We start from the raw sequence: 25,333 nt of genomic DNA on the forward strand, positions 1-25,333 counted from the left end.
TGGAACGCAGGTAATTCATGTGTAGAATGGGCCGATTTTTATGAAAGCGAGTCGATCATGCTACATGTGATTTCTGCGTTGCCGCCTATGCTGGCCTTATTTATGGCGATCGTCTGTGAGGTGATCGCGACTTCTATGCTGCCTAAAACGCAGCAATTTACTCAGCTTGTGCCGACCCTGATTGTATTAACCGGGTATGGTGCTGCATTCTTTTTGCTTTCCGTGACGGTAAAAGTTGTGCCAATTGGCGTCGCCTATGCCATTTGGTGCGGGGCAGGGATCGTTCTGGTCGCCCTGATCAGTTGGTTGTGGTACGGCCAAAAGCTGGATCTGTTTGCTCTGCTGGGGATTGCAATGATCCTGGCCGGCACGCTCATTATCAATGTCTTTTCCAAATCCTTAGCACACTGACCGGCCGCTCTGGCGTAGCATTTGCACCTTGGATAGCCGCCACCTTGGTGATGATTCGGGCGGATAAACCTGATCGGCCACACAAAATCAAAAGAAAGAATAAGAAAAATATCGCACTTTTCACCAGTGAAAAGTGCGTAATTATGTATTCAGTATGCAGTCATCTGAGCGGGTTTATTCTGGCTTCATCTGGATGAATTGCAGTTGAAGCTTGTTCTGCTTCAGACAGTCTATGCTTTTAAAATAATGAACGGCAGCCCGTGTGTTTTTGTATCAGCGTGGCGTATCGCGTGCGTGAAAACGGCTGTCGCCTGAGGGGAACAGGTCAGAGAAGGGAGGTTGAAACAGGCGAAAGACTGTACACCCGATTTTGTCTGAATGTGTTTCCTTTCCGCCAGATAACAAGCAACCAGAGATTCGTTTGCGGGTTCGCCGCAAAGCGGCTATCAGCGGGAGTCAGTGCAACGTGAAATCGCACCAGGGTGCGATGAATAGCCATGCTGCAAATTGGTGATAATATCTAATTTATAACATTTGGTTAGACATTTATCTGGATCTTGTTGCTAATGTAAAAGCTTTGTTATCTTTAGCCCGAGATAAACTGAGATGGAAAGTCTATGAAAGCACGTGAAGCGAATTTTGACGGATTGGTAGGGCCTACGCACAACTACAGTGGTCTGTCGTATGGTAATGTTGCGTCTGCTAAGAATCAGGCGGCACCATCTAATCCGAAACAAGCAGCCAAGCAAGGCCTGGACAAAATGAAGGCCCTGGCCGACATGGGAATGTTGCAGGGTGTGCTGGCACCGCAAGAGCGTCCAGACGTCCACACTCTGCGCCGTCTGGGTTTCACAGGCAGCGACAAATCTATTATTGAACAGGCTGCGAAACAAGCACCGAAAGTGCTGGCCGCATGTTGTTCTGCCTCCAGTATGTGGACCGCGAATGCCGCGACTGTGTCGCCCTCGGCTGATACTGCTGACGGCAAGATCCATTTTACACCGGCAAACCTGACCAACAAATTTCACCGTTCTATTGAACATGAAGTGACTGGCCGTATTTTGCGCAGCACCTTTGCCGATCCTGAATACTTTTCTCACCACTCTGCACTGCCAGCGGTAGAGCACTTTGGCGATGAAGGTGCGGCGAACCACACCCGTTTCTGCAACGAGTACGGCGAGCAAGGTGTTGAATTTTTTGTCTTCGGTCGCTATGCCTTTGATACTCGCCACCCGGCACCGAAAGTGTTCCCGGCCCGCCATACGTTTGAAGCGTGCGAAGCGGTTGCCCGTTTGCATCAGCTGGATCCGGCAAAAGTCGTGATAGCGCAGCAAAATCCGGATGTGATTGATCAGGGCGTTTTCCACAACGATGTCATCGCGGTGGGTAATAAAAATATCCTGTTCTGCCACCAGCAGGCGTTTTTGGATCAGCAGGGCACTTACCGTTCTCTGAAAGAGAAAATGGGCGAAGGCTTCAACATTATTGAAGTTCCTACCAGTGCTGTGTCTGTTGACGACGCTGTCACCAGCTACCTGTTTAACTCACAGCTGATCGAAACCCCGAACGGTGAAACGCTGTTGGTTCTGCCAGAAGAATGTCGCAAAAACGAGAATGTGTGGCGTTACGTTGAACAACTGATGGCTGACAAGCGCGGTATTGATCAGGTGAAAGTGTTTGACCTGAAACAAAGCATGGCCAACGGCGGTGGTCCGGCGTGTTTGCGTTTGCGTGTCGTGCTGAATGAACAAGAAGTGCGTGCCGTGAACCCTTCAACCTTGATGAATGATGGCTTATATGGCCGCCTGAATCAGTGGGTTGATAAGCACTATCGTGATCAGATGGTTGAAGCCGATCTGGCAGATCCTCAGTTACTGGATGAATCCCGTGCTGCCCTGGATGAACTGACTCAGATTCTGGCTCTGGGGTCGGTATACCCGTTCCAGCGCTAAGCGCCAGCAAAAGCGATTTCTCCAAGCAAAGCGGTATGCCATCAAGGCTGCCGCTTTTTTCTTTTTTATCATTCATTTGAATCTGCCCCCATCCGCTGTGTATCCCTCTATACTTGTCAGACAGAGTGAAACCATTCCGACGATCAGCCTGGTCATTTTTCGCTATAACGATGTGCCTTTTGATGTCGGGACGGTATGAAATTCGCGCAATCACGCACAGGATGAGCACTTAAAATGCGAATAACTATCATTTGTGATATTTTGTTTTCAGACCCTGCTATTTAGGAAGACAGAGAATGAAAGAGTTGATAACACGCTGGTTAGAAAGAGATCCCGATCCTGCCACCCGGGATGAGCTACAGAACCTGATTGATGCCGGTAATGAGCAGGAACTGACCGAGCGATTCTCTGGTCGCCTCGCGTTTGGTACCGCGGGTTTAAGGGGCATCGTGGGGGCAGGCCCTAACCGGATGAACAGGCTGGTAATTCAGGAAACCGCGACCGGTCTGGGACAGTATTTACAGCAAACCGTGCCGCAGGCGAAATCACAAGGCGTCGTGATTGGGTATGATGGCCGGCCAGATTCAAAAACCTTTGCCCATGATGCTGCTTCTGTTTTAACAGCGCAGGGCATCAAGGTTTACCTGACAGTGACGGTCGCGCCCACCCCGTTGGTGGCTTATGGTGTCACAGCCTTAAAGGCCGCTGCGGGTATTGTGGTTACAGCCAGCCACAACCCACCGGCCTATAACGGGTTTAAAGTGTACTGGAGCAATGGGGCACAGATCATTCCCCCTCATGATAAAGGGATTGCTGCAGCCATTGACCAAGCGGCGATTGAACCGCTTGAACTGATGGATCTCAATGAAGCCGGGAACCAGGGGTTACTGGTTTGGCTGGATGATGAGTTTTATAACGATTACAGAGAATCCATTAGACAAAGTGCCTTACTGCAAAATTATGCCAAACCCGATCCGATCAGCATTGCTTACACTGCGATGCATGGTGTGGGTGCACAAATGGCAGAGACTCTTCTGGCCGACGCCGGATTTACCAAAGTGTACAGTGTCGCCGCGCAGCGAGAACCGGACGGAACCTTCCCCACGGTGAATTTTCCGAACCCTGAAGAGCCGGGCGCCATGGATCTGGTGATTGCGGAAGCGGAGAAACACCAGGCGATCCTGGCATGCGCGAACGACCCGGATGCCGACCGTTTTGCGGTGGCGGTTCGCACCCCTGAAGGGCAGTATAAAATGCTGACCGGCGATCAGGTCGGTGTCTTGCTGGGGCATTATTTGCTGACCAGAGCGAACCCTGGAACCAGCCTTGTCGGTACCACGATTGTCTCTTCCAGCCTGTTGCAAAAAGTAGCGTCGCGCGTCGGTGCGGATTACTACCAGACACTGACCGGTTTTAAATGGCTGACGAATATCGCGATGGAGAAACAGCGTGAAGACAGTTGTTTCCTGTTTGCGTATGAAGAAGCGCTCGGTTATACCGTGGGCAACATGGTATGGGATAAAGATGGTTTATCGGCCATGCTGGCGTTTGCGCAAATGACGGCTGAGCTGGCTTCGCAAGGTCGTACTGTGTGGGATCAGCTGGAAGCGATTTATCGCGAGCACGGTCTGTATCTTAATTCACAGGTCAGTATTGCTCTGTCACCAAACTCGCCGCCAATTGGTGACGCTCTGCGTCAACAACCGCCGGAAGAAATTGCCGGGCGTAATGTTGTGCGGATTGATGATCTGAAATCTTCGACACGCTACAAGGCGGATGGCTCCGTTGAGACGATCGATTTGCCGGCCAGTGATGTGCTGATTTATTTCCTGGAAGACGATTCCCGGGTGGTCGTGCGCCCTTCAGGCACAGAGCCTAAGCTGAAATGCTACTACGAGGTGGTTGAGGTCATTGATCAGGTCGACACCCTGGAACATGCCTATCAGCGTGCGCAGAGCAGCATGGATGAACTGGTACAGCGTCATCAGAACAGTCTGACAGGTCTGACCGACAGGTCATAACTGGTGGTTGCCTGAACAGAAGAACGCCAGCTTTGCCGCTGGCGTTTGTTTATTGATATCTGCGGGCACGGTCAGGTGCAACGTTGCTTGCTGCTGACGCCAAGGGTTGGCCTGGCAGGTTATGAATCTGACGCGTGACCGCTCAGGCTGGCATAACGGTGCAGCAGCTCCGTCAGCGACGTAATCCAGCCGAAGGTATCTGACGGCGCGTTCTTCAGCAGTTTTTCAACTTCCTGACAATGCTGTTCAAGCGTGACAACTTCTTCCATCTGGAAAGCCATGGCATAAAAATGCCAGAGCAGTAGCCGTGTCATTCTTTCGGTATTTTGTTTCGCCTGCTCCGAGCCGGAAAAGGCGGAAGAGACTTCTCCTAAGGCTATTGCCGACATTCTGAGCATGGCATCAAATTGCGCAGCACGCAGGCGATCAGCCGTCTGGGTTTCCTCTGGCTCAAAGGTAAACAATTCTTCCATGACGTCTTCAGGCACCATACGGCTGAGGATACGCTGGCTGAACTCTTCCAATTCGTGGCGGGGCATAGTGAGCAGACAGTTAAATGTGTAATCCCGTTGCATTGCTCTCTTTCTCCGGTAAGGCTGCAATTTCGAATGGCCCGTATTTTGCGTGATGATGTGAAGAAATACTACCGCTGTCATTCGGTTACAGCGCTGAAACCCTTTACAGACGCGGTCTGGCGCCATTTAGTTGACACAGGATTGACAAAAAATGAGCAAAATTTAGCTATCTTGCATGCCACAAAGTAATCTAATTATGCTGAATGTGCATATTCAGCTGCGAACGAAGATGAAGGTCATGACAGAGTCTGAACAACAATCTGCCCATACTTCAGCCCGATATCTACCGGGTAAGAATTCTGATGGGGGCGAGCCGCCACGTCGTAGTAAGTGGAAAATTCTGCTTGTCCTTATTGTATTCAGTGGTCTGGCGGCCCTGGGGGGACTGGGCTGGACGCTGAATAATCAGATAGCGGAAAAATTTGCCGGCCAGCTCTGGCAGTTACCCTCTGTGGTCTATGCCCGGGAACTGGTGCTGGAACCTGGAGCACAGGTGCGCTACGAGGATTTGGTGAAGGAACTGAAAGCCCTGAACTACCGTAAGGTCAGCAAACCGACGCGGGTGGGGGAATACAGTACCAGTCGTTTGAAAGTGGAATTTATTCGTCGCCCTTTCCAGTCACGCAGTGGTCCGCAGCAAGCACGTCATGTGATTGCGGAATTTAATTACGGTTCGGTGAAGCGTGTTGTCGATGCGAATACGCACCGGGAATACGGTATTTTTTCTGTTGAGCCGCAAATGCTCGGTATGCTGGAAACGGACTCCAATGAGTTGCGTCTGTACAAGCCGAAGTCAGAGCTGCCTTCAACCCTGATTGATGCACTGCTCGCAACAGAAGACCGTGATTTTTATACCCATGACGGTGTGTCTGTGATTGCCATCGGACGCGCGTTTCTGGCAAACATGAAAGCGGGACGGACGGTTCAGGGCGGCAGTACCCTGACACAGCAGTTGGCGAAAAACCTGTTTTTATCCAGTGAGCGCAGCCTGTGGCGGAAGTTTAAAGAAGCTTACATGGCGTTGATCATTGATTACCGCTATAACAAAGACGAAATTCTTGATGCGTACTTAAATCAGGTTTATCTGGCGCAAAGTGGCTCGGATGCGGTGCACGGATTTGCGCTTGGATCGCGTTTCTATTTCGGTCTGCCATTGTCTGAGCTGCGTATTGATCAACAGGCGCTCCTGGTCGGTATGGTGAAAGGGCCGTCTTACTATAACCCCTGGCGTTATCCGGAGCGTGCGAAAGAACGCCGGGATCTGGTGCTCAGCCTGCTGCGTGACACTCAGAAGATTGATGATGAGACGTACAAGAAAGCCATCAAACAAGATTTGGATTTACAGCCTAAAGGCCATGTCGCAAGCCGACAGCCTGCTTTCTTCAGTTTGTTGAAGCAAGAGCTGAACAAACGCGTCAGCCAGGGTTATCAGCCTGGTCTGGGTTTGCGTGTTTATACCACGCTGGATCCGATTTCTCAGGCCAGTGCCGAGAGCGTGGTACGCGAAAAAATGGTGGCGCTCAAAAAGCAGCACGGCAAACAGCTTGAAACCGCAGTGGTGGTTGCCGATCGCCAGACCGGTGAAATCCGCGCCATGGTCGGTGGCAGCCGTCCGGAGTTTGATGGATTCAACCGCGCGCTTGATGCCCGACGTCAGATAGGCTCTGTCGTGAAACCAGCGGTTTATTTGTCGGCACTGGCACGGCCGGAGCGCTTCAGCCTGGCCAGCAATCTGGATGACAAACCGCTGACGCTGACTGATGAAAAAGGAAAAACCTGGTCGCCACGCAATTATGATCGCCAGTTTCGCGGTGAAGTGCCTTTGGTTCAGGCCCTGGCACGTTCATACAACATCCCGACAGTGAATCTGGGGATGTCAGTCGGCTTGGATAATGTGGTAGATACCTTAGTGGATCTCGGCGTTGATCGTGGTCAGATCCCTCAGGTGCCGGCCATTTTGCTGGGTGCTTTTACGCTGTCGCCGTATGAAGTGACGCAAATGTACCAGACCATTGCCAATGAAGGTCGCCGCAGCGAACTCACGGCTTTGAGTGCGGTGACCGATCGCGATGGTGAGATGATTTATCAGGCACTGCCGACGGCGAAACAAGTGGTCTCTAAACAGTCGGCCTGGCTGACCATGTATGCCATGCAGAAAGTGGTCTCTGAAGGCACAGCCCGTTATCTGGACTCTATCCTGCCGTCATTGAAGCTGGCCGGAAAAACCGGTACGTCTGATGAAGGCCGCGATTCCTGGTATGTCGGCGTTGATGGTCGTGAAGTTGTGACTGTGTGGATGGGCCGGGATGACAATAAAAATGTCAAGCTGACCGGATCGTCAGGTCCGCTGCGTCTGTATGCGGATTATATACAGCGTCGCGATCCTGAACCGGTCAAGTTGCAGGAACCTGAGAAGATTACGGATGTGGCCTACCAGGTGAACCAGCAAGGTGGCCTGACGCAGGCTTGTATCGGCCAGGTGCAATTGCCTGTCTGGGATAAAGACGGCCGTCAGTCTCAGGGCTGTGAAAATAAAGTCTCTACCATTATTCGTTCGATCTTTAATTGGTAGCAGTAACTGAAAATTGTCAGCGGGTCGGTTACAATGCCGACCCGTTTTTTTATCTCAAGAGTAACGTTTTATGCGGCTTCTTAAGCGTACGGTTCACCCTGATATCTCTGACTTCAGTGGTTCGGTGTTTTACCGCGAAGCAGCCAGGGCAATTATTCTCGATGGCGACAAGATTCTGATGCTGTACACCGCAAGGTATCACGACTACACCTTACCCGGTGGCGGTATTGATGAAGGGGAAGAGATTGAAGCCGGGCTGATCCGTGAGCTTCAGGAGGAAACCGGCGCCCGTCATATCCGTGACATTGTCCCTTTTGGCCTTTATGAAGAGTATCGGCCCTGGTACAAACCGGACTTTGATATCATGCATATGAAATCATTCTGCTTCACCTGCCGTATCGACAGTCAGTTAGGCGACACGCAACTGGAAAGCTATGAAATCCAAAATGGTATGAAGCCGGTCTGGATCAATATCCATGAGGCGATTGCGCACAACCAGGAAACGATCGCTAAAAGTGAGAAAAAAGGGCTGTCTGTTGAGCGCGAGCTGTTTTTACTTCAATGTATCCGTGATGAGCTGCTGACGGTAACTAAGGCAGTGTGACTTCGGTGTTGTACTACAAGCAACTCATTGATTCGATTTAACAACACAGAAAGTGAATTCGCTCGATAAATGGCAACTTCACAGTTATTTTACACGCCAAACAGACAGAAACTGCCTATGATTATATCCATGTCATCGTATTTCTGGAGATAGTTATGGCTTTATCAGTTCGCAACATGGTTTTTGTCGCTCTGGCGGTGTTTCCTCTCTGCGCATCAGCAGCCTGGAAACTGGATAACAGCCAATCGCAACTGCGATTTTTATCCGTAAAAAATAACAGTGTGATTGAGCAGCATTCATTTAAAGAATTTGAAGGCTCTATCACGGATCAGGGTAAGGTGCAGGTGATGCTGGATTTATCCAGTGTGGACACACAAATCCCAATTCGTGATGAACGTATGAAATCGATGCTGTTCAACGTGGCTGATTTTCCTAAAGCGATGCTGGAAGGCGAGGTCGATGTAACCGGGCTGTCGGATCTGAAACCGGGAGAAACACTGACGCAGCAAGTCTCCCTGAAGCTCAACCTTCATGGGGCGATTAATCCGGTTAATGCGGACTTACGGATTACACGCCTGGTTGACGACACACTGATGGTCAGCAGCCAGAGCCCGATTGTCATTGATGCGAAAGCTTTCGGCTTAGAAAAGGGAATTACCGCGCTGCAGGAAGTCGCGAATTTGAATGGCATACTGCCAAGTGTTCCTGTCTTTGTGAATCTGGCATTCGTACCTGAGTCATAATAACCCGCTGAATTTTTTGACCTTGACGGTCACGCTCATTATGCTCTTGCCATATTCACAGTGAATACAGGGAGTGGTTATGAAGAGCGTGACAGTCAATGGCAAACCAGTTCAGCCGGGTAAAGTGATTTGTATCGGCCGAAATTATGTCGCCCATATTGAAGAGTTAGGGAATGAAATACCCGAGGAAATGGTTATTTTCATGAAACCTAACACGGCGATTGGGACTGAATTACACGCCACCCACGGTGGTGAAGTGCTGCATTATGAAGCCGAAATCGCGTATCTCTATCATGGTGGCCGGTTCAGCGCGGCAGCGCTGGGATTGGATCTCACCAAGCGTGATCTGCAGTCTAAACTGAAAGACAAAGGTTTACCGTGGGAACGCAGTAAGGTGTTCGAAGGCGCCGCCCTGTTCAGTGAATTCGTTGCGTTGCCTGATTCTGACGCCCCGCTTGGCTTGTCGCTACACATTGATGGCACCCTGATTCAGAAAGGGGATACGAGCCTTATGCTTTACTCACCGGCAGTTATCCTGGCTGAAGTGCAGAAAGTCATACCGCTTGAAGATGGCGATGTGGTGATGACCGGGACGCCCAAAGGGGTGGGTCAGGTTCAAGCCGGGCAAGAATTTATGGGGGCATTAAGCTGTCGTGAGCAAGCGTTGGTCAGCGTATGCTGGAAAGCAGCAGACTGACACCGGGTTCAGCAAGATAAGTGAGTACGAAGCGGTACATATCCATGTTTGATAAACGTGATTTGGTCAGGCTGGCCAATATGAAAATGCCTTTCGGCAAATACAGTGGTCGGGTACTCATTGATTTACCAGAACCCTATTTGCTGTGGTTTGCGAAGCAGGGTTTTCCGGACGGGGAACTTGGCCGGTTGCTGGCACTAACACTTGAGATGAAAATTGAAGGGTTAGAAGAGGTGATCAGGCCATTAAAAGGGTTCAGCCTCGATGCTCAGGCCTGAGCAACATCAGAAATGAACAGGGAGCCAGACGGCTCCCTGTTGTTTTACTTACTTAAAAAGGCATAACCGGCTACAAACGCATTTTCCTGAAACTGGCGCAGTCCTGTGCCGCGGAAATCCACAGACAGCGGGTTTCTTTTCAGTTTCTCTTTGATGTCGGCGTTGCTGATAAAAGTGACATCCAGATCGGCAATCAACTGGATAGCCGTTTCCATCTTGAAGCTTTCAGCACTTCCCGCGTGCTTTCCGCGTGTTTCACGCGTTTTGATGACAACGTGCTCCACCTGGTAATCCTCGATCAGCTTTTGAAAGCTTTTCTGGAATTGGCGCATCTGTTGGTTGTCGAAGGCATCGCTCAGCACCAGTTTCTGCGATCGGCAGTCAGGAATTGAAAACATCCCTTGTTTCAGTGACAGCAGACAAAGGTTCGCTTCTTTCCCTTTCAGCTCAACGGCAAAAATTTTCATGGTATATCCCGAATAGTGACGATGGCGGCTATTGTAAGCCAAGATAAGACTGACTGTCAGTGATAATCACTGCCGGGTGGCGTTTTTTGCAGGGCTATTCTGCGTCGTTCCAGGGGGCTATGTGAGACAGGTGAAGAGGTTTAACATTTTTTAAACAATCTTTTCTGCTTCAGTCTAAATGTGCTTATACTTTTCATATCAAGCTGTTGACTGTGATTCAGGGATTTAAGATGAGATTCAGACTTACCCCCCCTTTGGTGTTTTTAATGACCCTGGCTGCAATGTACTTGCTGGCTCAGTATCTTCCGTTATGGCAGTTTAGTTTTCCTGGCCAGATTGTATTTGAGTGGGTGTTCAGTTTATTGGCTGTGGGTTTTGGGTTGGCCGGTATCATGGCATTTGCCCGCGCGAAAACAGCAATCAATCCACGCAAGACAACGCGGCTGGTCACTTCTGGAGTGTACCGGATATCAAGAAATCCCATTTATCTGGGGTTGTTGCTATTACTGGTGGCGGTTTTTCTGAACCTGTCAGCCATTTCCAGTCTGATCATGATTCCGGTATTTGCGATTTACATGAATTATGTACAGATTGCGGCAGAGGAAAGAGTTCTGAAGCACGCATTTGGCCAGCAATATCAAGAGTATTGTCAGCACGTCAGGCGATGGTGCTGAAAGACATCCGGAGACAAAACAGGGAGCCATGTGCTCCCTGTTTTGGTTTGGATCATGAACAATCGGCCACGGAATGCTTCGGCTTGAGCGGCTGTCCGGCAAAGCGGATGCCGCGCCAGCCATATTTCATGAATGTGCGGATGTTCATATGATCGGTGCCATCAGGATGATTCAGCACAGCATCAAAATAGTGATGCCCAAAACAGGCAAGGGTTTCCTGTTCAGAGAGTTTGTGCTGCTGGGCAAAGGCGAAGATACGGCATGAGCCTTCATTGCTGCCTGCTTCGTTGGCCAGTGTTTCATTGCCCAGACCATTGCTGAACGCCGTCGGCCTGTAATCGTAGTGCTGGTCAATGACACTCAGGACGTTGTCGAAAACAACGCTGGTGGGTGATTCCTTAATGGTTTTGAGCAGCGTATCCATGCTGTTCTCCTGCTTCAGTGATATTGGGGAAAACGAGGGAAGCCCCCGTAGCAGCTTTGCATATCCGGCATCATGCGCCGGAGATGCGAAAGCGATGAGTGAATTCAGGCTTAGTGCTGTCTTACTTAACGCTTACCTGATTTTTTAGATTGCTGTCTTAGCGCATCGTCCAGCTCGTCCGGGTACAGGATGATGCCTTCCTGATCCAGGTTCGGAAATACGACAATCGCCAGTTCGTCGTCTTCCAGTCCGGGTGTCCAGCGGCTGTGCCATTTATTGATTGAAATTGATTCAGGCTTGCATTCCGCCCAGTCTCCGGTTGCCCAGGCTTGGGCGAATTCCTGATTTGGCCAGATTGGCACACAGTCTTCATCCTCGCTGTTTAACATGACACAGCCGTGTTCATCAGTCAGAATCCAGATCTGCCCCTGACTGGTCACTTCTTTCAGCAGGTATTGACATCTTTTTTCCGCATCGTACTGCAAAATTGTGTCAATTTGTTCGGTGGATAAAGGGGTGGTGGACATAGTTGGATCCTGTTTTCGGATGTTGATGATGATGATTTGTTGACTTGGCGGCGCTATTGGCAGCATTGGGAAAAACGGCACGATAGCTCGTCCGGAATCAACTGCTCTAAGCATAGTGGAAAGCGGGATGGGAAGAAAGGGGGGAAGGCCAGGCGAAAAAAATGCCAGCAGTGGCTGGCATTTGTGGTGAAAAGCCTGAGTTATTTCAGGGTATAAGGGATGCGGACGGTCAATTGGAAGTCAGGGGCATCAGCCGTTAACCCTGCTGCCGCCCCCACGTTGATGGTGGTTTCTCTGTTCACGGCATAGTTGGCACCGAAAGAGATGGTATCCAGTTGCAGTAATTTCGCATCGTCAGGATATCCGCCGTTCACTTTCGATTTCAGGATGGTCTTGTGGTTCAGGCCGATGCTGAAAGAAAATTTGGGGTTCACCGCAAAGCCCATGCCTGCGCCCAGTGAAATGGTATCCCCCAAATCGATGGTGTTTATTTGTGTACTTGGAGCCTGGTCAGTCGCAGGAATCTGTATGCTGACATCATCTTTAATGTTCCAGATGTAGCTGGCATTCAGAAACAGCACGGCGGGGTCCAGCGGCATGATCATGGTCACGCCCGGCTCTATGCTTGGAAAGCCTGAGCCTGTCGGCAACTCTTTAAAATCATTGGTGCTATCAATCGGTACCTCATAAGGTGAGCTCCCTGTGGTACTTTTGAAGCGCAGGCTGCCTATCCAGTAAGGGGCTTCGAGCATATTGAACTGGTATTTAAATGCGGCTTCGATATCACCCAGGTCGTTCCCTTCGACTGTCTTGGTGGTGGGGCTGTTAGACGGGCCATTGATATCCCGCTCGGAGATGGAATCGTTCCGGTAAACCCAGGGAATCCTGGCTTCGACTTCTAACCGGTTGGTGATCCCGTAACGTCCGGTAAGACCAAAGGTCATGGTGGTTCTGTCAATATCACTGGCCCGGATCAGGCCAACAATGAGGGATGGCAGTACGGTATAACCGACCACCGAAACGGTATTGGACGAGTTCTGGGTATAGGTTAAGGAAGAATCCAGCACGAAAGACCCTTTCGGTGTCAATACCCCTGGTCTTTCCAGAATGTCGGTCACTGTCTGAACCTGACGCGACTTTTGTTGGGTTGTTGTAGATTCCTCTGCAGCAACCGTGGTTGAAAAGATCGCTATCAGCGCTAAAAGGCTGTGTGTGTTAAACTTTCTCACGATATCCTCACTTTGTTTGCAAAGGTCACCCCAAAAAATGGCAGTCAGTTGCACTGACTTGTCATAAGAATAGTCAAGCATTTGATAAAAAGTGATCAATAAAAGGTTATTTTTGTCTTACTTCTGCATCCTGATAAAAACAGTATTAATCTCAATACAATTATTAGTAATGAGAATGCTGAATCCATTCTTAGAAATAAGGACGTTCAGCCAAGGTAAATAAAGGAATACGTGTGGTTTTTATTGCCATCGTTTTTATTAAAAATAATACAAACTAAAAAGTGGCGAAAACTAGTATTAAGTTATCTCTCGTGGCAGCACGGGGGAGCAATAAAATAAAAACTCAACATATTTGGAGTCTTAATCATGCGTAAATCTAATCTCGCGCTGTTAGTAGCAGTAGTAGTTGCATCTCCTCTGGCCTTGGCCTACCCACAAGCACCAAGCTACGGCGGTGGTGGTTACGGTGGTCATAATGGTGGTTATGATAATGATTCATCCATTGTTGATTCATATAATGATGATGCAACATTGGAAGCTACGCTGACTTATGACAGCGATAAAACCATTACCGACAGCTTTAATGAAGATAATGATCATCTGATCATGAAAGACATCAACAACGATAAAAGCTTTAAGTACACAGATAACAGTGACAATAGTAAGAAGTTCCACTTCGAAAGTAACTATAAGCACACTGAAACCTGGAAAATCGATGTTGATGAAAACTTCTACATGGCGAAATCTGACCTGAAAGGTGAAGTCATTGCGAATGACGTCACATACGGCGGTGCTTGCTGTGATGATAAAGACTGGGGTCATGGTGGTGGCTACGGTAGCCGTGGTTATGGCAATGGTGGCAACAATGGTGGCGGCGATGCCGGTTCACTGACTGTGACCCACATCAATGACATGACAGGTGCCTTTGCCGGTGCATCAGGTATCAGCCTGGCAGGTCAAAACGCAGGTAACAACTCGCTGGTTCAACAAAGTGCTAGCACTAACGCTGTACTTCTGGGCCAATAACACATTAGCTGAGAGGTGTCAGAGGCAACTCTCAGGAGGACGTCATGAGATATTTAACGCTGACCGTAGCTGTACTGTTGTCTTGGGGTGCAGTTGCTGATGAGTTGGATATTCTAACAACTTCCGATACGTTGAGTGATAGTTCAATGTATGAGACTCGGGGTGGGCAGTACGAGCTCAACATTGACTACATGCAAGCCGATTCGGATATGTACGGTGATGTCGTAGGTAATGGCGCGTATGGCAATACAACTGGTAATAACGTGATTGATGGCGGAGCCTTCAGCGGATCATCAGGGGTATTCAACGTTGTCCAAAACACCGGTAATAATGTGTTAATTCAAAATGCGACCGTGGTTAACCTGACATTGAAGTAACACTGTTAGTGTATCTAAGCCGGATGATTTCATCCGGGAATAAAACTAAATGTTAAATTACTAGTAATTGATATTTGGTTTCGCAGGGCTAACATCATTGCTTCAACATCTATAACATTTACCCAGCATGAGATTTATTTAAATCTCATGCGTTATGGGGAACATAATTGGAGTAACATCATGCGTAAATCAAACGTGTTGTTATTAGCAGCGATTATTGCATCGCCCATGGCGTTTGCAAATGGCTATCCAGATGCAGATAATATCGAAGGCAGCTTCAATGATACTGTGGATAAAACATTGACTGTTGATGTCAGCAAATCAAAAGAAATCGATTATTCATTTAATGAAGATAACGATTTTCTTTACATGAAGGACATCGGTAACGATAAATCCAAAACCATTAAAGATAACAGCGATAATTCCTGGGTTGTGAAGAAAGTGTCTGATGTGGAAATCGACAAAACTTTCAAAAAGTCATACAGCATGGATAAAGTACTCGCTGATTCTGAAATCGATGGTGAAGTGATTAAAAACGAAGTGACCTATGGTGGCGCTTGCTGCGACGGTAAAGCCGGAACTGTTGAAGTGGAACACTTTAACACCATGGCCAACTCGTTTGGCGATGCGTCTGGTATCAGCATTGCTGGTCAGAACGTGGGTAATAACTCTATGATTCAGCAATCTACCAGCACCAATGCGACTCTGTCTGGTTCTGCCGGCGGATTCTAATCAATGTGGGCCGTCGAAAGGCGGCCCTTTCATTGTTTTTATCTATGGTGCCTTTTCATACTCAGAGGCTCCCCGATAGATAAAAATGATTTCCTGCCTGACGACATTAAGAACAGCGTCGGGTTAAAAACTGAAAAAGGGTGTGGTGATGAAAATAAAACTGGCAACCCTGGCACTGGCAGGATTCATGGTCAGCACAACCGTCAGTGCGCTGGATTATTTCCCAAGCCGAGGCGCATACAACGTCAAAGTGCAAAGTTACCAGGAGAAACTCTTTGGTGATGTGATGCGCCAGCAGTACGACTTTAGTTGTGGTTCTGCGGCGGTGGCTTCACTGATGACGTATCATTACGGCATTGAGACCAGTGAAAATACGGTATTCAAATCGATGTTTGAGAAGGGAGATCCTGAAAAAATTGAGAAACAGGGATTTTCCATGTTCGATATGAAGAACTATATGCAGTCTGTTGGCCTGGATGCGAATGGCTACCGTCTGCCCCTGGAGAAGTTTAAAACCCTTGGGGTTCCCGCCATTACCATTGTTAATTTCGATGGCTACATGCACTTTGTCGTCATTAAGGGGATCAACAGCGAACAAATTATATTGGGCGATCCGTCACGTGGCACCATGGTGATGAAGCTCAGTGAATTTAAACCTTATTATCGCGGCTCGGTATTGCTGGTCAAAAACAAAGTCAAAGAAGGGCGCGAAAGTTTTATCACTCAGGAAAACTACAGTGTGTACAATCCTTCACCAGTGTCTGATGCTGTTGCAAGGGACTCGCTGTCAACGTTCAGTATTACATTGCCGGGTACAAACGATTACTAAAAGGCAGAGGCTAGTATGAACAAGCTATCTTACTATGTTGTTGCAGCCACCCTGAGCGGTGCTGCAGTCATGGCCAATACTTCCGCAAGTGCTTTCACCAAGCCCTCGAGTTTGCTGACACTCAATGACTCGGGCATGATTGCCATGACACAGTCGGAGATGTCTGCTATCCGAGGGGGCTTCTCGGCGGAAGGTTCGCTGATCAGTATCGGGCTGAGCATTATCACCGCCCTCAATGGCGAAGAGATTCTGCGCTCACACATTGCCAACTTCACGATTAGTAATGGGGTGCTCTCAACCACGGCAGGATCAGCCTATTCAAGCGGTGAGATGCTTACGTTGAAACAGGTGGGGGATAACAACTCGTTCGAGCGGCCCAGTTTATTACCCAACAGCATTATGCAGGTGGTACAAAACAGCCTGGATGGCAGCTCAATTCGTATTGAGAGAAACATAGACATTGATGCTGATATTAATGGCTATATCCAGCAGAGTGTCCTGAAAAGCCGACTCGAGAATGCGATTTTGCATACAGGATATTGATAGCATTTCCTTGTTATTTATCGTATCAGTATCAAGGTACAGCAGGCTGCTGTACCTTTTTTGTATGCAGCTTTGTCCAGCCAGGGATACGATCGTAAAAAGTTCCAGAAATACTTCGATTCTTAAACTGCTGAAAACTGACTGATTATGTTGTGAACACTTGCTTCTTGAGACAATTCTTACTATTGATACCACACGGATCAGAGCTTTCTTGCCTATATTTTCAAATGAACATCAATAATAAATGTGCATTGAAATTGAAGGTGACTTCTGATGGTAGCTCAATGTCAAAATAAAGCACTAAATGGCAGACTAGTGGCAATAGGATGTAACTACGAGCCTTGGATAGCGCTTCTCGAACAGTCAGGTTGGAAAACCCAGTGCTGTTATGACTTAAGAACGGTTGATTCAATCCTGGAAGAATTCAGCCCATGTATCTGTATTGTTGATTTAAGCAATAATGATTTTAGCTTAAACAGCATCTCTTTGAGGGCAAATAAAACCAAACAAGTGAGATGGATTGCACTGATCAAAAAAGAGCAATTGAAAACAGATGCCATATGTCAGTTTATCAATAACTTTTGTGTCGACTATTTTACTGTCCCTGTACCGGGCAGCCACCTGCTGGATACTGTTGGTCATCAGTTAGGCATGCTGGATATTGAATCCAGTTCCTGGCATGAGATCACCACTCAGCATGAAATGGGTTTGTTTGGTGAGTCAAAAACAATCAAACAATTACGTGACATGGTTCGTCGTGTGGCGTTAACGGAAGTGAACGTGTTTCTTACCGGGGAGAATGGCACGGGTAAAGAGCTGATAGCCAAATCGATTCATAATCTGTCCAAACGTAAACATGCCCCCTTTGTAACAATTAACTGCGGGGCGCTCAGCAAAGATGATGAAAAGCTGAACTTCCTGAGGCATGTATCCAGGTTGGATGAGGAAGGGGCAGGTTTTAACGGCACCATCATGCTGGACAATGTGGAAGAGTTGACTAAAGAATTTCAGGAATTGCTCCTGTCCTTTATTCAGGCACCCGGCAGTGATTCACTGGACGGCGATTCAGCATGCGATGTTCGTATTATTGCGGCAACCAGCGCTGATCTGGACGCTTTGGTGGCGAAAGGGGAATTCAGCAAAGAATTGTTCTATCGTCTGAATGTTTTCCACATCAAAGTCCCCACTTTGCGTGAGCGTGGTTCTGATATTTTCTTGTTAGCAGAAACTTTTCTGCAGAAGTTCGCCAAGGAATACAGCACGATGGCATCGAGTTTCTCGGAAGACTCCAAGCAACTCTTGCTGCGCTACAGTTGGCCAGGCAATGTCCGGGAGCTGATTAATCAGGTCAAACGGGCAGCATTGCTGGCGGAGGGGAACGAGGTAAGGGCTGAGCATTTTGATTTGCCCAGCAAGGCAAATTTCAAGCAAAGCCTGCGAAATATTAAGGATGAAGCAGAAAAAGACGTGTTGGTGGCGGTACTGGAAACGCATCGGGGTCAGGTTGCTTCGGCGGCCAAAGATCTGGGTGTGTCCCGTGCCACCATGTACCGGCTGCTGAACAAGCACAATATTGTGCCTGATGTACGCCACTACAACTCGCCGTTTATGCGTGAGTAATCCTTAAGCTGGACGTACAACACCCCGCACCCAGGTGCGGGGTGTTTGTTTTTACAGACTTGAATCGGATGAGATTGTTTAGTGAGACAACAGAATGATTTCGTTGTGCTCATCTGAATCTGTATTGGTGTAGACACACTCAGGCTGGTCAACCATAAGCTCATCCATGGTTGGCACAACGAGTGTTGCCAGGTTGATACTGTCCATTTGTGTTCCTTACTGCTTATCGTTTACTACTAAACATGGTTTCTGCCGCTGTCTGCCAGAAACACTAGGTGTTTGAGATGACATTACCATGACAACGGCGCGATGTGCAGAGTCGTTTGTTTATCATTGACACCTGTTCACAAATAAGCCGCTCTTGTTTACCCCGCTTCAGGACCGCCCTTCGGCTGCAACTGTATTTTCAGTATCAGCGGGCAGTGATCCGACAGCGTCAGGCGACGGACATCTTCGCGGGAAAACGGGTACTGGGAAACGTTTCCCTGTCTGAGGGTATTGGCAATATCAGCAGACGCCACGAAGTGGTCGATCAGGGCGGTATATCGCCGGTATTCTGGCTGAGCTCCTGAGCGGTTCAGGCGAACATAGCATGAGGCGTTCACGTCTTTTGTCAGCAGATGGACAGAATGGCGATCTGAAGAAGAAGCGCTCAGGGAGCGATACAGCCAGTCACCGCTGTCGGCCATGCGGTGATTAAAATCGCCGCTGATCAAAAACGATTCATTCGCCGCCAGACGTTGTTCGATCCATTTTTTCAGGACGCCAGCCTGATAGCTCAGGACACGGCAGGAGGCAGATTGCCTGCTGATTTTACTGGTATAGCAGCCGGACTTTAAATGCACACTGAGCAGGTGGATTGGCGGGCCTGAGGGAGGATGAACAATCACATAGGCGCCGTAGCGAAGGCGACCTTTTCTGGCTTGCTCGCCTGACTTGGGTGCGGTGCGGATATTGAGACTGGCGATATCCTGCGGGTCGCTGACGGTGAGGGAGTTCCGGATAGCAAAACCAGTGTACTGATTACCGTCTCTGAAACTTTCGCCGGTTTTGGTGTGGCGATCGGAAAGATACAGCGAATACTGATCTTTGGGCAAAATATGCCGGACGGCTTCCTGACTGTCTGCTTCCTGAAAGGCAATAATGTCCGGCGATACCCGGTGAATCACGTCAGCAAAGTAGGCATAGTCGGCATCGGTACGCTTCACCCGCGTCGTGCCAAACCATTCCAGATTCCAGCTCATGATGGTGAGCGATGACTGCTGTGGCTGTTCGCGGGTAAGAAAGGACAGGGTATCTGATGCCTGACTGAAAAAACTGCAACAGAGGATCAGGAAAAGCATCATCCTGAACCTTGTTATCACTCTGTGTACCCCTGCCGCCATCCGACGCGCTCCTGCACTGAAATGAAACACTTCTCAAAGTGTAACCGACAATCCAGCATTCCTGATTCAGATCAAAGCAAAGCTGCGGCATCTGTCGCTTAATGCACCACATATAGTGTTTTTCGATAATAAAAAATCGCTTATTTTGTGTTTGTGGGGTGTGTGGTGACAGTGAACAAGGACAGCGACAACAGGCTGGAAGCGATGTTGCAGGATATTCGCGGACTGATGGGGCAAACCCATGCCGAACTGCTGAATGAAAACGCGAACAAAGACAGCAGAGTGATTCCCACCCAGCGGGATTTATTAGCCGGAATCGTGGCCAGGCATTATGCCCGCCAATTTCTGCTGCCTCAGGATATTGCCGAGGCGCACGACAGCGGCGATCTGCACTTTCATGATCTGGATTATGCGCCATTTTTTCCGATGTTTAACTGCATGCTGATCGATCTGGAGACCATGCTGAGCCAGGGCTTCAAAATGGGGAATGCCGATATTGCCACGCCCCGGTCAATTTCAACGGCGACAGCGGTGACAGCCCAGATTATTGCTCAGGTTGCCAGCCATATTTATGGCGGTACCACGGTCAATCGTATTGATGAAGTGCTGGCACCTTATGTCACCAGCAGTTATCAAAAACATCTGGCGGTGGCACGGGAATGGGAGATCCCCGATGCCAGAGCGTATGCCAGACAGAGAACTGAAAAAGAATGCTTTGATGCTTTTCAGTCACTGGAATATGAAGTGAATACCCTGCATACCGCCAATGGGCAGACGCCTTTTGTTACGTTTGGTTTTGGTCTTGGCACGTCCTGGGAATCGCGCCTGATCCAGGAATCGATCCTGAAAAACCGCATTGCCGGCCTGGGAAAAAACAGAAAAACTGCTGTGTTTCCCAAACTGGTGTTTGCCATTCAAGCAGGCATCAATCATCAACCGTCTGACAGTAATTATGATATCAAGCAGCTTGCGCTGCTGTGCGCGTCAAAACGTATGTATCCCGATATTCTGAATGTCGAACAGGTTGAAGCGGTGACGGGCTCGTTCAAAACGCCCATGGGTTGCCGCAGTTTTCTGGACCGCTTTGAAACCGATGGCAAGCTGGTACATGAAGGGCGCTGTAATCTGGGGGTGGTCAGTCTGAATCTGCCGCGTATTGCGCTGGAAGCTGGGGGGCAGGAAGCGGTTTTCTATCAGTTACTGGCAGCACGTTTACAGCTCGCCAGAGCAGCACTGGCGTACCGGATATCATCGTTAAACGGCGTGAAAGCCAAAGTGGCCCCCATTTTGTACATGGAAGGGGCCTGCGGCGTCCGGCTTGGCCCTGAAGACGAAGTCAGCGATTTGTTCCGCCACGGCCGGGCATCGGTTTCCCTGGGCTATATTGGCTTACATGAAACCATCAATGCCCTGTATGGCAGTGATGTGCATATTTTTGACTGCCAGAAACGGCAGGAAAAAGCACTGGCCATCGTTCGTTTTCTGCGACAAGCCGTGGACAGCTGGAAGCAGGAAACCGGTTACGGATACAGTCTCTATTCCACGCCCAGTGAAAACCTGTGCAGCCGTTTTTGCGCGCTGGACAGAAAGCAGTTTGGTGAGGTGAAAGGGGTGACGGATAAAGGGTATTACACCAACAGTTTTCATCTGGATGTCGAAAAGAAAGTCACCCCATACGACAAAATCGATTTTGAAATGGCGTACCCCGCAGTGTCCAGCGGGGGATTCATCTGCTACGGCGAATACCCGAATCTGCAGCATAATCTGGAAGCACTTGAGAACGTGTGGGATTACAGCTATGCCCGGGTGCCGTACTACGGGACAAATACCCCGATTGATGAATGCTACGATTGTGGCTTCACCGGGGAATTTCGATGTACCAGCAAGGGGTTTACCTGCCCGGCATGCGGGAACGGAGAGCCTGCCAGAGTGTCTGTGACTCGACGAGTTTGCGGCTATCTTGGCAGCCCGGATGCCCGGCCTTTCAATGCCGGCAAGCAGGAAGAAGTCCGTCGTCGTGTCAAACATCTGTAACAGGCGGGAGCGGGTGTGAACTATCATCAATACTATCACTGCGATGTGGTCAACGGGCCTGGGACGCGCTGTACTTTGTTTGTCTCAGGCTGTGAGCATCAGTGCCGGGGCTGCTATAACCAATCGACCTGGCCGGTCACAAGTGGCAAGCCTTTTGATCAGCTCATGGAAGATACCATCATTGCTGATTTGCAGGACACGCGTATCCCGCGCCGGGGGTTGTCCCTGTCCGGGGGCGATCCGCTCCATCCGGCCAATCTGGACAGCATTCGTCAATTAGTCAGACGGGTCAGACACGAATGCCCGGATAAGGATATCTGGCTGTGGACCGGGTATCGGTTGGAGACATTGACCGCGGCTCAAAAACGGGTGACGGCTGATATCGATGTGATGATTGATGGCCCCTTTGTTCAGTCGCTCCATCAGGCGTCACTGCGCTGGCGGGGCAGCAGTAACCAGCGGATACTGTGCCAAAGTGAGCCGTCAGGTACATGGATCGAAATGAACAATGATCAACAGTGATGAGATTAACCCATTCAATTTTCATGGGTTTTATTGATAATTGCTAAAGTTATCCACTGTTTCTGTGCATAACTGTGGGAAAACGCGGTGCATGAATGGCAAGCAGGTGGATAAATGTCTGCTGAAAACACTGGCCCGTGCTGGGCTTGGCGGGGAATTTTCGCTACACTTCGCCCCCCGATTCAAACCAAGAACAATCTGAGTCCTGCTATGTCACGAACCATTATTTACACTTATCAAGATCAGGAAAAGCACATCAGTTTTTCCTACAGCCAGTTTCGCTCCATTCATGAGGCGGTTGCCGCTGCAGAAGGAATTGATTTAACGGCATACCTGAAAATGGAACAGCAGGTCGAAGCTGTGTCCAGCGGCGAGAAGGCGGTGAGAGACTTTCGTGACAGCCACTTTCGTAAGCTGGGGTTTGGCAAAATAACGCTGGCACCCAAACAGCATCGTGGCATTGGTGAAAAATAATTTATCTTTTTGCTGTACGCAGTTGCAGTAAGCGATAAATCCACCAAGCGGCCAGAGCGGCCAGCAGATGCTTGATGCTGTGGCCGCTGATCCACTCTCCAGTCAGCAGATAGATGTGTGTATCCTGCAGTTCGGCCAATTTGGCAAACCCATAGGTCACCAGCGCGGCCAGATAGTATCGGCCTCCCGGACGCCTTTCTTTGCAAAGCATCAGAATCAGCGGCAAATGCACAATGGGCAGCAACTGAACCAGCACATAGGCGCTCAAATCAGCCGGGCCTTCCTGATAGGTCGTCATCAGATACCAGTACATCACAGCCAGCAGCCCGAACACATTCAAGGGAAAGAGTAATTTCTGTCCTAACCTTGGCGAAAGATACTCGCTTAACACAATGCAGTACAAGTTGATGAAAGCCAGGCTGATGGGGATGCGATCGAGCATCAATCCAAATGGATCGGGTGAGAGATGATAAAACGCAGAGCCAAGGCTGGTGGCGAGCAGCGCCTGAAAAAACAGAAAATACGCGCTGGATATTTCAGGTTCAATCACCTGAGTGGCCTGTTTGGCCGGAATCTGACTGAGGAGCCTGATGCCCAGAAACCCGACCAGGGCAAAAGGCAGATTGGTGATAACGTTGATAAAGTTATTGACCCCGAAGTACGGGCGGGTATCGGCATAATCGTAAAAATTGGCGGGCTGGATGATTGGAGACCAGTACAGGACGACAAGAATGAGCAAGAGGGCCGACCCGATCAGTAACCCCGCTTTTCGTTGTTCCGGCCCGGTTATCACAGTCAAAGGCGGCTACTTTTTCATCGCGATCAGCGTATGAATGTGCCACTGGCGTTTTTCGCCGGTCAGCCGCGAAGAAACTTCATGGCGTTGCTGCCAGGACACCACGTAGAACTGGCTGAACAGCCTTTCCAGTTCTGGCTTGCTGTGGGTCATGACCTTGTCCGAGAAATCAGAGTCGTCATCATTCATGCCGAGAAAATGACCACAGAAGATCCCTCCCGGATTGAGACACTGCACGATTTTTTGCCACACACCGTAAAAATCGGTCCGCGGGCAGAAGAACAAAGACGCACTGGCATTCACCAGATGGGCTTTGGGAAAACGGTATTCGCTGAAGGAGCAGTGCTGCAAATCCAGCAGCGGGTTTGAGGCTGCCAGCGGATGAGTGGATAACTGCCTCAGGCTTTCGAGATTACTGTCAAAGGCATATACACGATAATGCTGCTCTAACAGATAGAAAGTATCTCTGCCATGGCCGCACCCACAGTCAACCGCCACTTTCCCTCGGAGTCGCTCACCCAGCAACTGATGCGCCTCAACCAGGTGTGTACGGGGCGCTTGCAGTGCCGATGGAAAAAGATAGGTTTGCCAGTCTATGGTGGCCATGTATACCTCGATAATGCTCACTTCGTGGTCATTTCAAGTATAAGCCGGGCGTGCTGGCGCTCACGTTCATTTGTTAGACACAGCAGCAATCTTTGTGAATTGGTTTCTGGTGGCGTTCAAACCAGGTTTGCCATGATCCCGTCAGGCGGACAGCGGTAAAACCCGTTTCGCCATATCAGGAATTTGATCTTACAATGCGCACAAACTTTGCTACTATTTGCGCCATCAAGCCCGCGAATCAGCGCGCCCCCAATCAAGAGAGAAATCAACATGACGAAATTAACTGCAGACGTACAGGCGAATGCTGACTTGTTCTTCACTGAGTCGAAAGAGACCCATGTGGTGTACGGCCTGTGTAATGAAGAAGGGGATTGGCTGTCGGTTGACTCAAGTGAGTTTGAAGAGTCGGAAGTCATGCCGTTCTGGTCCACTGAAGCGGATGCCAAATTTCACTGTGTAGAAGAATGGGCTGAATTTCAGCCAGCGCAATTGCCGTTAGATGTGTTTGTGCAGGACTGGATGATTACGCTTTCTGAAGAAGGGGTACTGGTTGGCCTGAACTGGAACCAGGAGCTGGAAGGGGCTGAGATGGAGCCGCAGGAAGTGGCGAAACAGTATCTGTAATAGCTTTCGAAGAATCAGTAAAAACCGCCTGCTGGCGGTTTTTTTACGCTTCATTTTTATCAAAGCAGGCAATGATGAAGACAGAACACTATCAGGCCGGGTTGGCCCGGCTCAATGAACTGGACCCGAATGCAGCGCAGCATCTGAAAGAAACCTTTCAGGCCATTTGCCCCGAGCTGGCCGATTTGATTATCAGCTTTCCCTTTGGTGAGGTGCTTTCCCGGGAGGGGCTGGATTTTCAGACCCGCGAGCTGGCGACCATTTCAGCGTTAACCGCCATGGGCAACTGTCAGCCACAGCTGGCCAGCCATATCAAAGGCGCACTCCATATTGGCTGCCAGCCTCAGCAGATTGTCGAAGTGATCCTGCAGATGGCCGTTTATGCCGGCTTTCCGGCTGCAATCAATGGTATGACCATCGCAAAGCGTGTGTTTCAGGAGTCGGGAATCATAGACACAGATTCGGATGACTGAACCGGCCTGTTCGCGCTCTCTGCCAGAGGCCACCCGGTAAGACGCTGTTTTTAAAGATAATGAAACCGAAGCGTCATGTGTATTGCCCCCAGTTGTAACATTGTGCGTTCAGTATGTG

At 49.3% G+C, this 25,333-nt stretch carries 28 protein-coding genes and 1 pseudogene; 20 read left to right on the forward strand and 9 right to left on the reverse strand.

Annotated elements, in window-relative coordinates:
• Window positions 1-78: 78 nt before the first annotated feature.
• From LN341_RS18870 to LN341_RS18880, 3 genes are all read left to right on the forward strand, one after another.
• Complete coding sequence (locus tag LN341_RS18870; protein ID WP_370643812.1) at window positions 79-411, forward strand: multidrug efflux SMR transporter; 333 nt, start codon at window positions 79-81, stop codon at window positions 409-411.
• 617 nt (window positions 412-1,028) lie between these two features.
• A complete protein-coding gene (astB, locus tag LN341_RS18875; protein WP_046219942.1) occupies window positions 1,029-2,363 on the forward strand; it encodes an N-succinylarginine dihydrolase in 1,335 nt (444 codons plus the stop codon).
• A 296-nt stretch (window positions 2,364-2,659) separates the two neighbouring features.
• Window positions 2,660-4,384, forward strand: a complete 1,725-nt coding sequence (locus tag LN341_RS18880; RefSeq protein ID WP_234205187.1) for a phospho-sugar mutase — start codon at window positions 2,660-2,662, stop codon at window positions 4,382-4,384.
• 119 nt (window positions 4,385-4,503) lie between these two features.
• Here the strand turns inward: LN341_RS18880 and LN341_RS18885 are convergent, their stop codons facing one another.
• Complete coding sequence (locus LN341_RS18885; RefSeq protein ID WP_234205189.1) at window positions 4,504-4,959, reverse strand: exoribonuclease R; 456 nt, start codon at window positions 4,957-4,959, stop codon at window positions 4,504-4,506.
• A 238-nt stretch (window positions 4,960-5,197) separates the two neighbouring features.
• On the opposite strand from LN341_RS18885, the gene mrcB reads away from it, so the two are divergent.
• The 5 genes from mrcB (at window position 5,198) to LN341_RS18910 (ending at window position 9,853) form a co-directional block, all read left to right on the forward strand.
• Entirely contained in the window at window positions 5,198-7,531 is a 2,334-nt protein-coding gene (gene mrcB, locus LN341_RS18890) for a penicillin-binding protein 1B (RefSeq protein ID WP_234205190.1), read from the forward strand.
• A gap of 70 nt (window positions 7,532-7,601) precedes the next feature.
• The gene (locus LN341_RS18895; RefSeq protein ID WP_046219938.1) at window positions 7,602-8,135 is read left to right on the forward strand and encodes an NUDIX hydrolase; all 534 of its coding nucleotides are present in this window, start codon (window positions 7,602-7,604) and stop codon (window positions 8,133-8,135) included.
• A gap of 155 nt (window positions 8,136-8,290) precedes the next feature.
• On the forward strand, window positions 8,291-8,878 hold the full coding sequence (locus tag LN341_RS18900) for a YceI family protein (protein ID WP_234205192.1): 588 nt from the start codon (window positions 8,291-8,293) through the stop codon (window positions 8,876-8,878).
• A 79-nt stretch (window positions 8,879-8,957) separates the two neighbouring features.
• Complete coding sequence (locus tag LN341_RS18905) at window positions 8,958-9,575, forward strand: fumarylacetoacetate hydrolase family protein (protein WP_046219936.1); 618 nt, start codon at window positions 8,958-8,960, stop codon at window positions 9,573-9,575.
• Window positions 9,576-9,619: 44 nt separating this feature from the next.
• Window positions 9,620-9,853, forward strand: coding sequence for a DUF3820 family protein (locus LN341_RS18910; protein WP_046219935.1), 234 nt, complete (start codon window positions 9,620-9,622; stop codon window positions 9,851-9,853).
• A 44-nt stretch (window positions 9,854-9,897) separates the two neighbouring features.
• On the opposite strand, the gene LN341_RS18915 is transcribed toward LN341_RS18910, so the two are convergent.
• Window positions 9,898-10,320 carry a DUF3010 family protein gene (locus LN341_RS18915; RefSeq protein ID WP_046219934.1) on the reverse strand — a complete coding sequence of 141 codons (423 nt, stop codon included), beginning with the start codon at window positions 10,318-10,320 and terminating at the stop codon, window positions 9,898-9,900.
• A gap of 230 nt (window positions 10,321-10,550) precedes the next feature.
• Between LN341_RS18915 and LN341_RS18920 the strand changes: the two genes are divergently transcribed.
• Window positions 10,551-10,994 carry an isoprenylcysteine carboxylmethyltransferase family protein gene (locus LN341_RS18920; protein WP_234205193.1) on the forward strand — a complete coding sequence of 148 codons (444 nt, stop codon included), beginning with the start codon at window positions 10,551-10,553 and terminating at the stop codon, window positions 10,992-10,994.
• A gap of 52 nt (window positions 10,995-11,046) precedes the next feature.
• Here the strand turns inward: LN341_RS18920 and LN341_RS18925 are convergent, their stop codons facing one another.
• The 3 genes from LN341_RS18925 to LN341_RS18935 all read right to left on the reverse strand — a co-directional run bounded on the left by LN341_RS18925 (window position 11,047) and on the right by LN341_RS18935 (window position 13,174).
• Window positions 11,047-11,418, reverse strand: a complete 372-nt coding sequence (locus LN341_RS18925; protein ID WP_046219932.1) for a HopJ type III effector protein — start codon at window positions 11,416-11,418, stop codon at window positions 11,047-11,049.
• 125 nt (window positions 11,419-11,543) lie between these two features.
• Window positions 11,544-11,945 carry a DUF2750 domain-containing protein gene (locus tag LN341_RS18930; protein WP_046219931.1) on the reverse strand — a complete coding sequence of 134 codons (402 nt, stop codon included), beginning with the start codon at window positions 11,943-11,945 and terminating at the stop codon, window positions 11,544-11,546.
• A gap of 200 nt (window positions 11,946-12,145) precedes the next feature.
• Entirely contained in the window at window positions 12,146-13,174 is a 1,029-nt protein-coding gene (locus tag LN341_RS18935) for a transporter (RefSeq protein WP_052729932.1), read from the reverse strand.
• 366 nt (window positions 13,175-13,540) lie between these two features.
• On the opposite strand from LN341_RS18935, the gene LN341_RS18940 reads away from it, so the two are divergent.
• The 6 genes from LN341_RS18940 to LN341_RS18965 all read left to right on the forward strand — a co-directional run bounded on the left by LN341_RS18940 (window position 13,541) and on the right by LN341_RS18965 (window position 18,301).
• The gene (locus LN341_RS18940; protein WP_234205195.1) at window positions 13,541-14,200 is read left to right on the forward strand and encodes a hypothetical protein; all 660 of its coding nucleotides are present in this window, start codon (window positions 13,541-13,543) and stop codon (window positions 14,198-14,200) included.
• Window positions 14,201-14,244: 44 nt separating this feature from the next.
• The gene (locus LN341_RS18945) at window positions 14,245-14,577 is read left to right on the forward strand and encodes a hypothetical protein (protein WP_046219929.1); all 333 of its coding nucleotides are present in this window, start codon (window positions 14,245-14,247) and stop codon (window positions 14,575-14,577) included.
• Window positions 14,578-14,757: 180 nt separating this feature from the next.
• On the forward strand, window positions 14,758-15,309 hold the full coding sequence (locus tag LN341_RS18950) for a hypothetical protein (protein WP_234205197.1): 552 nt from the start codon (window positions 14,758-14,760) through the stop codon (window positions 15,307-15,309).
• A 148-nt stretch (window positions 15,310-15,457) separates the two neighbouring features.
• Entirely contained in the window at window positions 15,458-16,138 is a 681-nt protein-coding gene (locus LN341_RS18955; RefSeq protein ID WP_200896178.1) for a C39 family peptidase, read from the forward strand.
• A gap of 15 nt (window positions 16,139-16,153) precedes the next feature.
• Window positions 16,154-16,681, forward strand: a complete 528-nt coding sequence (locus LN341_RS18960; RefSeq protein ID WP_046219927.1) for a hypothetical protein — start codon at window positions 16,154-16,156, stop codon at window positions 16,679-16,681.
• A 273-nt stretch (window positions 16,682-16,954) separates the two neighbouring features.
• Entirely contained in the window at window positions 16,955-18,301 is a 1,347-nt protein-coding gene (locus LN341_RS18965) for a VpsR-related response regulator (RefSeq protein WP_046219926.1), read from the forward strand.
• Between the two features lie 78 nt (window positions 18,302-18,379).
• On the opposite strand, the gene LN341_RS21815 is transcribed toward LN341_RS18965, so the two are convergent.
• Window positions 18,380-18,508: a hypothetical protein gene (locus tag LN341_RS21815; RefSeq protein WP_255558089.1), complete on the reverse strand. Its 129-nt coding sequence runs from the start codon at window positions 18,506-18,508 to the stop codon at window positions 18,380-18,382.
• Between the two features lie 158 nt (window positions 18,509-18,666).
• On the reverse strand, window positions 18,667-19,647 hold the full coding sequence (locus LN341_RS18970) for an endonuclease/exonuclease/phosphatase family protein (RefSeq protein ID WP_234205198.1): 981 nt from the start codon (window positions 19,645-19,647) through the stop codon (window positions 18,667-18,669).
• A 249-nt stretch (window positions 19,648-19,896) separates the two neighbouring features.
• Here LN341_RS18970 and nrdD point away from each other — a divergent pair.
• From nrdD to LN341_RS18985, 3 genes and pseudogenes are all read left to right on the forward strand, one after another.
• A pseudogene (gene nrdD / locus LN341_RS18975) lies at window positions 19,897-21,720 on the forward strand (anaerobic ribonucleoside-triphosphate reductase); the annotation flags it as partial.
• A gap of 15 nt (window positions 21,721-21,735) precedes the next feature.
• Window positions 21,736-22,242: an anaerobic ribonucleoside-triphosphate reductase-activating protein gene (gene nrdG / locus LN341_RS18980; RefSeq protein WP_234205200.1), complete on the forward strand. Its 507-nt coding sequence runs from the start codon at window positions 21,736-21,738 to the stop codon at window positions 22,240-22,242.
• A gap of 210 nt (window positions 22,243-22,452) precedes the next feature.
• The gene (locus tag LN341_RS18985) at window positions 22,453-22,716 is read left to right on the forward strand and encodes a DUF2960 domain-containing protein (RefSeq protein ID WP_046220092.1); all 264 of its coding nucleotides are present in this window, start codon (window positions 22,453-22,455) and stop codon (window positions 22,714-22,716) included.
• Between the two features lies 1 nt (window position 22,717).
• Here the strand turns inward: LN341_RS18985 and LN341_RS18990 are convergent, their stop codons facing one another.
• Entirely contained in the window at window positions 22,718-23,509 is a 792-nt protein-coding gene (locus tag LN341_RS18990) for a ceramidase (RefSeq protein ID WP_234206662.1), read from the reverse strand.
• Between the two features lie 12 nt (window positions 23,510-23,521).
• On the reverse strand, window positions 23,522-24,139 hold the full coding sequence (locus LN341_RS18995; RefSeq protein ID WP_234205202.1) for a class I SAM-dependent methyltransferase: 618 nt from the start codon (window positions 24,137-24,139) through the stop codon (window positions 23,522-23,524).
• 249 nt (window positions 24,140-24,388) lie between these two features.
• Here LN341_RS18995 and LN341_RS19000 point away from each other — a divergent pair, with 249 nt between their 5' ends.
• Window positions 24,389-24,742, forward strand: coding sequence for a DUF2750 domain-containing protein (locus LN341_RS19000; protein ID WP_046219923.1), 354 nt, complete (start codon window positions 24,389-24,391; stop codon window positions 24,740-24,742).
• A gap of 74 nt (window positions 24,743-24,816) precedes the next feature.
• Window positions 24,817-25,215 (forward strand): carboxymuconolactone decarboxylase family protein, encoded by a 399-nt coding sequence (locus tag LN341_RS19005; RefSeq protein WP_234206663.1) that lies wholly within the window; start codon window positions 24,817-24,819, stop codon window positions 25,213-25,215.
• The last annotated feature ends 118 nt before the right edge of the window (window positions 25,216-25,333 follow it).

Origin of the sequence: Photobacterium sp. TLY01, assembly GCF_021432065.1 — a bacterium.
GTDB classification, from domain to species: domain Bacteria; phylum Pseudomonadota; class Gammaproteobacteria; order Enterobacterales; family Vibrionaceae; genus Photobacterium; species Photobacterium halotolerans_A.